Here is a 12,760-nt window from a genome sequence, read left to right as displayed (position 1 = left end):
ATTTAATGGTTGGTAGTGTGAACTGTAATTTACAAAATAATAAATCATGCCAATATCTATCATCGATATCCCGTAATAGTTAACTTGTTATCTATCACACAGATTGAAATATTGGTGGTGTTATGTATTTGAACTAACAAAATTATTTATATACTATTTCATTATTGAAGTAAGAAATAAAACGAAGCGCGATACATAAAGCAGAGATATGCGTGCTTATCTGTTTCCTATTATCATTAATGGTCATCTCACACACGAGCCAGTGTGTCTTCTTTTTTGTTAAGGAGTCAAACATGTTTAATATTGCGTTATTTGGCGCGGGTCGAATCGGGCAAGTTCATGCGGTTAATATTGCAAGTCACCCTGAAACGAATGTGTATTCTATTATTGACCCGTATCAGGAAGGGGCGCAAAAGCTAGCCACAAAATATGATGCTATTTTGCAGAGTGTTGAACAGGCAATGGCTGATCCGAATGTGCACGCAGTCTGCATCTGTTCTGCGACGGATACGCATGCCAATCTGATTGAACTGGCAGCACAGCACGGTAAAGTGATTTTCTGTGAGAAACCGATTGATTTGGAACTTAGCCGAGTCAGAGATTGCTTGGCGGCGGTAAAACAGTATCAAGTCCCGATGATGGTTGGGTTTAACCGTCGTTATGATCCGCAATTCCGTACGTTGAAGAATCAGCTGATCGCCGGCGTGGTCGGGACGCCAGAATCCTTGGTGATCACTTCTCGAGATCCGTCACCGCCGCCAGCAGAATACAGCAAAGTGTCTGGTGGTATGTTCCGTGATATGACGATTCATGATTTGGACATGGCCCGTTTTATCATCGGGGAAGATCCGGTGTCGATTACCGCACACGGCAGTTGCATGGTCGATCCGGCCATTGGTGAGGCAGGAGATATCGATACTGCCGTATTGGTGATGGCATTCCCCTCTGGCGCGATGGCCACGGTGCATAATAGCCGTCGTTCAGGCTACGGCTACGATCAGCGCATGGAGCTGCACGGGTCGCAAGGGGTATTGCAGGCCGGAAACATGAAAGAAAACTTAGTGGAACATTGGGGCGAAACCGGTTGTGTGGCTGCAAAACCTCAGCATTTCTTCCTTGAACGTTACCAAGCCGCTTACGTGGCGGAATGGCAAGCCTTTGTTGATGTCCTCAATGGTGAACAGCCAGAATGTACGGGTGCAGACGGTGAATACGCCTTGATGCTGGCTGATGCCGCGATTGAATCCATGAAAACAGGCAAGACCGTTATGCTGTAACTGTCTGTGTTATTGCTTTCCAGCCATAACAGCCAACACAAATAACAACGCCTCGTCATGACTATGACGAGGCGTTTCTTATGGGGGGCATATCCTGCGCGGCTTACTGGGCGCCGTTTTTATACGCCAACGACACCGCTAACGTTTGTACTAAACACAGTGATGCGGACTGTGAACGAAACGCATCGACCTGGGCTTCTTTTACCACAAAACACACCTCGCTGAATGTTGCCAATGGGCTGATGGCACTGTCAGTGATGACGATTTGCTTGGCGCCAGCCCGCGCCGCGATATCACTGAGGTTCACGGTTTCTTCTGCATACGGACTGAAGCTGATAGACACCACCACATCGTTAGGGCCAATCATGCTGAGTTGTTCTTTGAACATGCCGCCAAGCCCGTCAATCAGAAAGGCTCGGCGTTCCAAGTGGCGCAGGGCATAGGTGAGGTAGGAGGCCACACTGAATGAACGACGCAAACCGATCAGGTAGATATTGTCAGCCTGGCTCAGCAGGTCAACCGCGGCGTCGAGTTTGCTTTCGGGTGTTTGAGCCGCAAGGTGCGCCATGGCTTGTGCATTGGCATGGGCAAAGGCCTGCAATATTTGCGCAGGGGTTTCGGGTGGCAGTGATTCACTATCAAGTGATTTGAATAAACGTGCCCGGTCCGTGTAGCTGCTCGTTTCTTCCACAAGGTTTTGGCGAAACAGCTGTTTCATATCATTGAAGCCACTGAACCCAAAAGCGCTGGCGAAACGGATCAGCGTAGAAGGAGGGACGTCTGCTTGGCTGGCAATGACAGCCACGGTATCAAAGGCTACGCTGTGGGTGTTATCCAACACATAGTGGGCCACTTGTTGCAGACGCTTGCTCAAGTCGCCATAACGCGTACGGATTTGCTCGTGTAATTCGGTGAGGCTGGTGGCGACGGTCATGTGAAACTCCCTAATGTGTCACTGAGTGCGGCGTACGTTTATTGTAGAGAGTAATGAATATCGATGAAATGAATTTTTCACTTGTTAGCGTGGTTAGGCACACTTTTGGTGTGTATGTTTCATTTTGAAAGCGTGTTAGAGAGAGCGTCATGTAACCGTGTCGAGTGTGATGAAAAACGAAGAAGAAAAAGCCACAGTATCGGATAGAACCTGTGGCTTTTGTCATGACGCGCTAATGCACCTGCGTGTTGAGGTTATTGGCTCTTTTTCTGTCGCTTCATATCGAAAATAACGGCAACGACAATCACCAAGCCTTTCACGACCTGTTGCCAATACGCCGAAACGTTAAGTAGATCCAACCCGTTTTGCAGCWCACCCATGATCATGGTACCAATGATGGTGCCTTGAATGGTGCCGATCCCCCCAGCGTGAGAGACACCGCCCACGGTTGCGGCGGCAATGGCATCAAGTTCATACGACACCCCTAACCCGGGCTGACCAGAGTTGATCCGCGCTGCAAGGATCAGCGCGGCAATACCCGCAAGTAACCCACCGTAGCTGTAGATCAAGACTTTGTATTTATTAACGTTGATTCCGGAGACATAAGCGGCGGTTTCGTTCCCCCCAATGGCGTAAGCGTACTTACCAAAGCGGGTATAGTTCAACAGAATGTAAGAGATAATGGCCATGACGATGAAGATGATAACAGGCACAGGGATCCCAACGATCGTGCCTTGCCCAATCCACTGGTATGAATCGATCAAGCTACTGACAGGGCGGCCATCAGAGTAAAGCAAGGCAGCCCCGCGCGCGATGATCATCATACCGAGTGTGGCGATAAAAGGCGGGATCCCGGTATAGGCGATAAGTGCCCCGTTAATGAAACCACAGAATGCCCCGACCGCTAACGCAGCAAGAATAGGTATGATGACAGGGAGTTCCCCTAAATTGGGGTACATGCGCATGCCCCAATCAAGGCTTTGCGCCATACTGGCGGAAACAACGGCCGCCACCGCAAGCACCGAACCCGACGACAGGTCAATGCCTCGCGTAATAATGATGATGGTGACACCCAGTGCCAACAAACCAATACTGGCCATTTGTGTTACAACGTTCAATAAGTTTGCCACGGTAAGAAAAACCGGAGACAGAATGGACATGACAATACACATAGCAATAAATACGAAGTAAATGGCGTATTTTGATATAAAACGTGAATAATTTCGGGGCGATTTCGAGTCAGAAGTGGCGTCAATTATTTTTGCAATCATAACAACTATCCTTGAAAGAATTATTCAATTAATCCCTGAATGTCAGGAAAATCGTCAATACGGGTATTTCACTTATTATTGGATTTTACGTTGTACTTATTATCGGTATTCACAGCCTCTTGCGATTAATTCAGCGCCATCGACATGATTTTCTCCTGACTGGCGGCTTTCCCATCAATCATGCCTTTTAGCTTCCCTTCGTGCATAATTAAAATACGATCGCTCATGCCAATCACTTCAGGTAATTCGGAAGAGATCATGACTAAGCTTTTTCCCATACCTGTCAGCAGTCGCATCAGTTTATAGATTTCAGATTTCGCACCGACATCAATGCCACGGGTGGGTTCATCGAGAAATAAAATATCAGGCTTGGTCAGCATCCAGCGCGCTAACAAGACTTTTTGTTGGTTTCCGCCACTTAAATTATCAATGGCTTCATGCATATTCGGCGTTTTCACCCGTAACTTCTGGCAGTGTTGTTCGCTGTCTTGACGCATTTTTCGAACATCAAGCACGTTCACCACTTTGTTCCGGTAAGCATCTAAGTGCGCGATAGACGTGTTGGCGAAAATATCCAGCATAAGGTAGAGGCCAGATTGGCGGCGATCTTCGGTTAAAAAGGCCATTTTGTGCCGAATGGCATCTTGTGGTGTATGGATCTCAACTTCATTGCCGTTAATCCAAATTTCGCCTTGGTCTTTATGTCGGACACCAAATAACGTTTCGATAAGTTCGGTACGTCCCGCGCCGACTAATCCTGCAATACCGAGAATTTCGCCTTCGTGCAGTTTGAAGTTAATGTCATTGAATGCACCGTCTACGGTCAGGTTCTTCACTTCTAACCTGATTTTACCGGGTTTCGCGGTCGGTGGTGGGAAGACATCGCCGAGATCCCGTCCCACCATCATCTGGACTAACTCATCGTTATTGGTGCTTTGGGCTTCACGCTCCCCGATATAACAGCCATCACGAAACACCGTGATATCATCACAGATTTGGAATATTTCCCCCATCTTATGGCTGATATAAACAATCGCAACGCCTTTGGATTTTAGCATCTCGATAATTTCAAATAAGTGTGTGACTTCTTTATCCGTTAGGGCTGAAGTCGGCTCGTCCATAATAATAATTTTTGAGTGGTATGAAATCGCCTTGGCTATTTCAACCATCTGCATGGTCGCAACGGTTAATTCGTGCATCTGAGTGCGTGGATCAAGTTGTAAATTAAGCCGCTGAAGCAGTTCCTCTGTATCACGGTACATTTTCGCGTGATCAATCAGTTGGAAGGGGCCCTTCACCGGTTCGCGACCTAACCAAATATTCTCCGCGATATTGCGATGGAGAATAGGGGAGAGCTCCTGATGGATCATGGATATCCCCGCTTCAAGGCCTTCTTTCGCGCCGGTGAAACTGACATGCTCACCTTGGTAAACAATGGTGCCGCAGTCTCGCTGATAAATGCCAAACAGCACTTTCATCAATGTGGATTTTCCGGCGCCATTTTCACCCATGAGTGCCATTACTCGGCCTTTACGTAGGGTGAGCTGAACATTATCGAGGGCTTTTACACCGGGAAAGGTTTTGGTTATACCGCGCATTTCAAGTAGTACGTCGTTCATTCCTGTTGCTCCAAAAGTGGGCTCTGCTCTCTGTCATTGATGACCTGTTTTTCGTTATCGGTGGCCGTGACAGTTAGCAGAGCCGGTTTAGGACATGTTGCTGCTGTTGAGAATCAAGGAACGTAAGTATTGCGGTAGAACGCTTAACCTTGTTTGGCATTGAATGCCGCGAGGTTCGCTTTGGTCACCAATTCAGCGGGAATCCAAGTGATTTTGTCAAAGGGCTTGTCTTGCACGGCACTTAATGCCGCATCAATGGCACCACGTGCTTGACCGCCACCATCTTGGAATACGGTCGCACTCAGGCTGCCTTTTTCAATGGCCATTAGGCCATCGGGGGTCGCATCGACACCGACGACGATCGTGTCTTTGAGTTTCCCTGCTGCTTGAAGTGCTTGAATCGCGCCGAGTGCCATATCATCGTTATTCGCAATAATGACATCAATTTTATCGCCGGAATTCAGCCAGTTTTCCATGACCATCATGCCTTGTGCGCGTTGCCATAAACCGGTTTGTTTACGGACAACCTTGAAGTCTTCACTGTTAGCAAAAAAATCTTCCACCCCTTTGGTACGCATAATGGCGGCTTCTTGCGTCAACATCCCCATCAGAATGCCGATATTGCCACTTGCAATAGAGTCGGCTGCGAATTTGGCTTGGGTCTCGCCAAACTTCAATTCGTCAGAGCCCACATAGAACACGCCATCCGGCATATAGGACGGGCGGCGATTGAGGAAAACTAATTCAATGCCCGCTTTGGATATTTGATCGGTCATTGGCAGCGTGGCGTCGGTATTCACGGGAACCAGAATGATGGCGTCCATCTGTTGAACAATGAAGTTTTGAATCTGACCGAGTTGCTTGGCGGTGTCTTCTTTCGCGTCAACAAACGTGAGTTCCACTTTGCCATCAAATTGTTCTGCATAGCTATCCATGGAATCTTTCATGTACACCATAAAGGTGTCATCAAAGTTTGGAATGGCCACGCCGATACGGGTGACATCACTGTCCGCTTCTTCACCCCCACAGGCGGTGAGTGCGAGCAACCCTGAAACCAGCATGACCTTTTTTAGCTGGCGTTGGGCATGACGGGCAAAAGTGGAGAGTGAGTGGTGTAACGTGCGAGGAAGTCGAGCAGTAAATCCATGAATAGCTGATGGCATGGTAAGCCTCCTTCATTGATAACGTCATACGTTTCGCCGAACGCGATTTAAAATGTATGTTTCATTATGTCGGGCGGTAGTATGCAATTTGCCACTACATGGAATAACCATTACAGGTAGCGGCGTAGGTTTTACGTTGGGTGAAATATATTTATCACTGGAATGGATAGAACTATAAGTGCATGTATGAATAATAACCACATATTGCTTTGTGGAATTATTGGAAGTGTTATCTTGATCTCGTTGGAATCAATATTCCACTCAATAAATAATCATAACCACTTGAAAATTAAAGGTAATAATGTTGTTTTCCTTGTGTGCGGATATTAAGTGTTTGAATTATAAGTAAATATGAAACTAATATTCTAAATTGAAAATCCTTTCCTTTTATATGGAAAATATTTTTCACGGAAAGTGGGTGGGAAGACGTTTTTTAATGAGAAAGCAAAAAGTATAGGCAGATCACAAATCAAATTACTCATTTCATTATTGATTGAAAATGAAACGTATGTTTCGTATTGTGTTCTTCAAGCAATAACGAAGGGCTGGCAGTCAGAATCCGTTAGCTCATAACAGGAACCATTTTACTGGCGCCGTGTGGTCGTACTGAACCGACGGCAAGGAGTGAGAGCGATGTGTACGAGCAGTAAGCAGTTCGATCTTATTTGTATGGGGCGTGTAGCGGTTGATCTTTATGGTCAGCAAATCGGCGCTCGGTTGGAAGACATGGGGACGTTTGCGAAATACCTGGGGGGATCATCGGGTAATGTGGCTTACGGTACCGCCAGACAAGGGCTTAAATCGTCGATGTTGGCACGCGTGGGTGATGAACACATGGGGCGGTTTATTCGCGAAGAACTGCAACGCGTGGGGGTGGATACCAGCCATTTGCTCACCGATAAAGATCGGTTAACGGCGCTGGTGATCTTAGGGATCAAAGATCAGGAAACCTTCCCGCTGATTTTTTACCGTGACAATTGTGCTGACATGGCAATTACCGCGGATGACATCGACGAGGATTACATTGCTTCTGCCCGTTGTCTCGCTATCACGGGCACGCATCTTTCACATCCTCACACTCGTGAAGCCGTATTGACCGCTTTGCGTTATGCACGCAAACACGGCGTGAAAACGGCCATTGATATTGATTACCGTCCGGTGCTGTGGGGGCTAACCACACTGGGTGATGGTGAAACCCGATTCATTGAATCACAACAAGTCACAGAGCAACTGCAAGAAGTGATGGGGCTGTTTGACCTGATTGTCGGGACGGAAGAAGAATTCCACATTGCCGGTGGTTCGACAGACACCATTGAAGCCCTTAGAGCGGTGCGTGCAGTCAGTCAGGCGGAGTTTGTGTGTAAACGCGGGCCACTAGGGTGTTCCGTGTTTACCGGTGCAATCCCTGATGATTTGGATGAGGGGATCACCGTCAGTGGGGTGCGCGTCGATGTACTGAATGTTTTGGGGGCCGGCGATGCGTTCATGTCAGGTCTGTTACGTGGCTACCTGAGTGACGAAGGCTGGGAGCAGGCCTGTACGTATGCCAATGCGTGTGGTGCGTTGGTGGTGTCTCGCCACGGCTGCGCACCGGCGATGCCAAGTAAAGCAGAGTTGGATGATTACCTGCAACGGGCGAATGACGTTCCCCGTCCGGATCAGGATGCGCGTTTGAATCACCTTCATCGTGTGACGACGCGAGACAAAACGTGGGATGAATTATGCGTACTGGCGTTCGACCACCGTAATCAGTTTGTGGATATGGCTCGAGATGCAGGCGCAGAGAGTGATCGCATTCCATACCTGAAGCGACTCATTTTTCAGGCCAGCCGTGAAGTGGCAGAAGAGGCGAATCTTCAGGGGCGTGCGGGCTTGTTATGCGACAGTCGCTTTGGTCAGGATGTATTGAACACCGCCACAGGCACGGGCTGGTGGATTGGCCGACCGGTGGAATTACCGGGTTCTCGTCCGCTAGCGCTGGAGCATGGCAATATCGGAACGCAACTCATTGATTGGCCATTAGAACACGTGGTGAAGTGCCTTGTTTTCTATCATCCTGACGATGCACAAGCACTGCGTGTTGAGCAGGAAAAAACACTGCTTGAGGTGTATGCCGCCTGCTGTAAAACCGGGCATGAGTTGCTACTTGAACTGATTTTACCGGCTGACATGGCACGTACCGATGCATTGTATTTGCAGGCGATGCAACGTTTCTATCATTTAGGGGTGAAACCGGACTGGTGGAAGTTGCCTCCCATGGCGGCATCGGGTTGGGAAGCGGTTGCTGAATTGATTGACGCGCAAGATCGCCATTGTCGTGGGGTGGTGTTGCTGGGGTTAGATGCGCCAGAAGCTGAATTGAAAGCGGGCTTTAACGCCGCGGCTGGTCAACGCATCGTAAAAGGGTTTGCGGTGGGACGTACTATCTTTGGTCAGCCGTCACGCCAGTGGTTAGCGAACACCATTGACGACGCCGAGTTAATCGCCAAAATCAAAGCGAATTATCACAATTTGATTGGATTGTGGCGTGCCCGTGGCAAACATGAACAAGCCGTACGACAGCCAGAGCTCGATGCTCAGGTATAAACGCACCGTACATATTTGATGCTATTACCGTTTTACGTTTGCAGTGCGTGTCCATACATGAGCGATGTATCAATGCCGCACTGCAAGCCCATCATATTGAGGGATGTACCATGGAAACGATCCAAAATTTTATCAATGGTCAGATTAGCGAAAGTCATAGCCAGCGTTTTTCTCCTGTGTTTAATCCTGCGACGGGCGAGCAAACCCGACAGGTTGTATTAAGCTCGGCGGCTGAAACGGCAGAAGCGATCACCGCAGCAGAAAAGGCTTTTCCTGCATGGTCAAAAACATCGCCGTTGAAACGTGCGCGGGTGATGTTTGCATTTAAAGCCTTACTCGAAGCCAATATGGACAGGCTAGCGCGTATTATTTCAAATGAGCACGGCAAAGTGTATTCCGATGCGGTGGGCGAAGTCACGCGAGGCTTGGAAGTGGTGGAGTTTGCTTGCGGGATCCCGCATCTGCAAAAAGGGGAGCACTCAGCTAATGTGGGGGGCGGTGTCGATAGCCATTCGTTGATGCAACCTTTGGGAGTATGTGCCGGAATTACGCCGTTTAACTTTCCGGCTATGGTACCGATGTGGATGTTCCCTATCGCATTAGCGACGGGTAATACCTTTATCCTTAAACCGTCAGAAAAAGATCCGTCACTCGGACTTGTGTTAGCGGCCTTGCTGAAAGAGGCGGGATTGCCCGATGGCGTATTCAATGTGGTGAATGGTGATAAAGAAGCGGTGGATGTGCTGCTGACAGACAGTCGCGTACAGGCGGTCAGCTTTGTGGGTTCAACCCCGATAGCGGAATACATTTATGCCACGGCATCTGCGCACGGTAAACGGTGTCAGGCGCTGGGTGGTGCCAAGAACCACTGTATCTTAATGCCTGATGCGGATTTAGACATGGCTGCAAATGCCATTATGGGCGCGGCTTACGGCGCGGCGGGTGAGCGTTGTATGGCGCTGTCGGTGGTTGTTGCCGTCGGGGATGAAACGGCAGATGCGATGATTGCCAAACTGTCTGAACAGATCGGCGTGATGAACATTGGCCCAGGTATTGTGGATGGGCGTGAAAATGACATGGGGCCGGTTATTTCTGCGCCGCATAAGGCGAAAATCTGTGACTATATCCAACAGGGCCACGATCAGGGGGCAACGTTATTGATCGACGGGCGAGATATTGCTATTCCAGGCCATGAAAAGGGTTACTTCGTGGGGCCGACGTTGTTTGACAATGTGTCGCCGGAGATGACGATTTATCAGGAAGAGATTTTTGGCCCAGTGTTGTCGATTGTCCGTGTGCCGGATTACCAAACGGGGTTGGCACTGATCAATCGTCATGAATACGGCAACGGTACCGCCATCTTTACCCGCGATGGTGAAACGGCGCGGCAGTTCAGTGAAGATGTACAGGCCGGCATGGTTGGGATCAATGTACCTATTCCGGTGCCGATGGCATTCCACAGTTTTGGTGGGTGGAAGCGTTCTGTGTTTGGGCCGTTGAATGTGCATGGGAACGACGGCGTGCGTTTTTACACGCGCATGAAAACCGTGACCAGTCGTTGGCCAGCAAGCATCCGCCTTGAACAACATACCAGTAGCTTTGTAATGCCAACCATGGATTAAGCCAGATGTGCAGGCGTGACGCGGTATGAAAAAATGGAATAGATGAAAAAACGCCCTGTGAACTCACAGGGCGTTTTTATGTCAGGGGATCGCTTGTTGGCTGGTTACGAGATGCTTAAATTTTCACACAGGTGAAAATGGCATTGCCAGATGCGTTATTCCAAGGGATGATTTTTTCATAATCATGCTCGAATACGTGCACATCGAAATACGGTTTTAACAGCGCAAGCAGCGTATCAAAGTTGAAAGCAACCATAGGGTGCTCATCATGCCAGACTTGCGTTTCACCATCCGTCGTTTTTTCAATGCTCAGCTTGAGCGTTTGTTTCTCGCCGTAGCCGCAGTAGTCCCAACCTGAACGGAACGAGAAGGTGTTCGCATCGAACTGTGCGTTGTGCTTCACGAATAGCTCGTTGCTGATTTTGTCTTTATCAACGACGTTGAAGCAGAAAATACCATCGTCTTTGAGTGAGCGATGTACGCTTTCAATGCACTTTTTCAGGTTCTCGATGCCATCGTTGTAGTGGATGGAATACAAGAAGCACGTAATGAGATCCAATGGCTCAGAGACATCAAATTCACTCATGTTTTGCAGTGTGAACTCCGCTTCAGGGCAGCGAAGGGCGGCTTTATCAAGCATTGGCTGGTTGAGGTCAAGCCCGTTGCTCTGATAGCCGAAATCAATGAAATGGCGAACGTGTGGGCCAGTGCCGCAGGCTAAATCAAGATGTGTCTTTCCATCGTTACCGAAAATCTGGTGAAGTCGACGAACACAGTGGCTTTGGGCTTGGTAATCGATATCAGCACACATGAGATCGTAATAACCAGAAAGGTCAGTATATAGGGCGTTGCCGGACATATTTGCTTAGTCGTTTTAGCTGAAAAATGAGGGTGGCGCATCATAAACCAACTGGCAGAAAATGCGACATATATATTATTTATCCAGCAATTTATTGCATCGTTACATTTGCGTCGAAGTTTGAAGCGAGTTTGCAGGTGGCACTAGCGGTGAGATTGAGATGATGTTCGCAGGTACGCTAAGCGTGAGGTTGCACATGACGTTGCAGGCGTTTTTTGGGAGCGGGGGATAGAGAAGCAGGTAGTAGGGTAGCAGCACGGAAAATCAAGAAAGGGTGAAACGTGTGTGGGGAGTAAACCAGAAACGTGATACCGTTTCTGGTTCTTCATTCTGCTTTCTTATTTTTAACGTTGGGATCAGAAATGCAGTTGGATCACAGACTCTGCCACACAGCCTGGGCGACGAATGCCTTCGATCTGTACGGTCAGTTCTTGCACAATCTCAAGGCCACGCTTTACGGGTGTGACAGACTTGATGGTTGTGGTTGCACGAATGCGGTTGTCCGATTTCACTGGGTACGGGAAGCGAATTTGGTTAAAGCCCATGTTGACCGTCATTTTAGCGGTAGGGAACTTCTGCTTCTCCGGATCCACGCTGTCAGTCAATACTGAAAGTAGAGATAACGTAAGGAAACCGTGCGCAATAGTGGTTTTAAAAGGGGATTCTTCCGTCGCACGCTCTGGATCGGTGTGGATCCATTGATGATCTTCGGTAACGTCCGCGAACTTATTAATACGCGGTTGATCAACCACTAACCATTCACCGGTATGAATTACTTCACCCAGTGTTGCAGTCAGTTCGTTATAAAGCTTTTCAGCTTCAGGTTTCATCGTGATAGGTGCAGACACTTTAATTTCTACTTTTTCTAATGGTTGTACGACATCATCATTCGAGGCAGTCTGCTTATGAGAAATAAGTGCGCGAAGCTGAGAGTGATTTGCTTTATCGACAAATCCCATCCAGTGTTGGCGCAGAGAGGGTGAGAGTATGTCTTTAAACTCAAACGCATGTAAGGAAAGACCGGTACGTTTTTGTTTAAGAAATTCGACAACTTTCATGACTAAACCCCTTATTAAAGACTGCCTGACGTTGGAACAAGGCGATGTATTGTAACGGCAAATACGAATATGAAAAGAAAAAATGTGCCTCAACACACAAAAAACATAGTGCTCATTGTTGTGATTTACTTTAAATACAATGCGTTAGCTTTGTGTGCTTGATTGGTGTAAAAAGTCTAAAAATCAATGTAAACACCATGTCACTCTATTATAAACCCGAAAAATTGCTATTTAAGCTTACACTTGTACTGATTTAAAGTGTCAATAAGGTTTCATTTTTGACTGTTCATGTAGACTTAAAATTTTAGCGAACAATTGTAAGCTAAAATGCGATTTTCGATATTCTCAATAAAGTATAAACAAAATAATAC

9 protein-coding genes are annotated in these 12,760 nt (G+C 47.8%); 3 read left to right on the top strand and 6 right to left on the bottom strand.

The genetic code is table 11. The features are described from left to right. The first annotated feature begins 293 nt into the window (after positions 1-293). Entirely contained in the window at positions 294-1,277 is a 984-nt protein-coding gene (gene iolG, locus L4C36_RS22595) for an inositol 2-dehydrogenase (protein WP_428480030.1), read from the top strand. Between the two features lie 103 nt (positions 1,278-1,380). Here the strand turns inward: iolG and L4C36_RS22590 are convergent, their stop codons facing one another. The 4 genes from L4C36_RS22590 to L4C36_RS22575 all read right to left on the bottom strand — a co-directional run bounded on the left by L4C36_RS22590 (position 1,381) and on the right by L4C36_RS22575 (position 6,162). Beyond that, the gene (locus L4C36_RS22590) at positions 1,381-2,211 is read right to left on the bottom strand and encodes a MurR/RpiR family transcriptional regulator (protein WP_428480029.1); all 831 of its coding nucleotides are present in this window, start codon (positions 2,209-2,211) and stop codon (positions 1,381-1,383) included. A gap of 254 nt (positions 2,212-2,465) precedes the next feature. Continuing rightward, positions 2,466-3,482: an ABC transporter permease gene (locus tag L4C36_RS22585; RefSeq protein ID WP_428480028.1), complete on the bottom strand. Its 1,017-nt coding sequence runs from the start codon at positions 3,480-3,482 to the stop codon at positions 2,466-2,468. A 125-nt stretch (positions 3,483-3,607) separates the two neighbouring features. Beyond that, positions 3,608-5,101: a sugar ABC transporter ATP-binding protein gene (locus tag L4C36_RS22580; RefSeq protein ID WP_428480027.1), complete on the bottom strand. Its 1,494-nt coding sequence runs from the start codon at positions 5,099-5,101 to the stop codon at positions 3,608-3,610. A 143-nt stretch (positions 5,102-5,244) separates the two neighbouring features. Next, positions 5,245-6,162, bottom strand: a complete 918-nt coding sequence (locus L4C36_RS22575) for a sugar ABC transporter substrate-binding protein (protein ID WP_428480031.1) — start codon at positions 6,160-6,162, stop codon at positions 5,245-5,247. 735 nt (positions 6,163-6,897) lie between these two features. Here L4C36_RS22575 and L4C36_RS22570 point away from each other — a divergent pair. Together L4C36_RS22570 and L4C36_RS22565 are read left to right on the top strand one after the other, a co-directional pair. Further along, on the top strand, positions 6,898-8,850 hold the full coding sequence (locus L4C36_RS22570; protein WP_428480026.1) for a bifunctional 5-dehydro-2-deoxygluconokinase/5-dehydro-2-deoxyphosphogluconate aldolase: 1,953 nt from the start codon (positions 6,898-6,900) through the stop codon (positions 8,848-8,850). A 110-nt stretch (positions 8,851-8,960) separates the two neighbouring features. Next, positions 8,961-10,472 (top strand): CoA-acylating methylmalonate-semialdehyde dehydrogenase, encoded by a 1,512-nt coding sequence (locus tag L4C36_RS22565; RefSeq protein WP_428480025.1) that lies wholly within the window; start codon positions 8,961-8,963, stop codon positions 10,470-10,472. A 115-nt stretch (positions 10,473-10,587) separates the two neighbouring features. On the opposite strand, the gene L4C36_RS22560 is transcribed toward L4C36_RS22565, so the two are convergent. Together L4C36_RS22560 and L4C36_RS22555 are read right to left on the bottom strand one after the other, a co-directional pair. After that, complete coding sequence (locus L4C36_RS22560) at positions 10,588-11,331, bottom strand: class I SAM-dependent DNA methyltransferase (protein ID WP_428480024.1); 744 nt, start codon at positions 11,329-11,331, stop codon at positions 10,588-10,590. Between the two features lie 356 nt (positions 11,332-11,687). Further along, positions 11,688-12,389 (bottom strand): MaoC family dehydratase, encoded by a 702-nt coding sequence (locus L4C36_RS22555; RefSeq protein ID WP_428480023.1) that lies wholly within the window; start codon positions 12,387-12,389, stop codon positions 11,688-11,690. Positions 12,390-12,760 lie beyond the last annotated feature (371 nt).

It is taken from the genome of Photobacterium japonica (assembly GCF_050337005.1).
Classification (GTDB): domain Bacteria; phylum Pseudomonadota; class Gammaproteobacteria; order Enterobacterales; family Vibrionaceae; genus Photobacterium; species Photobacterium japonica.
Note: the sequence above shows the minus strand (reverse complement) of the source record. Positions and strands in the feature narration are given on the sequence as shown.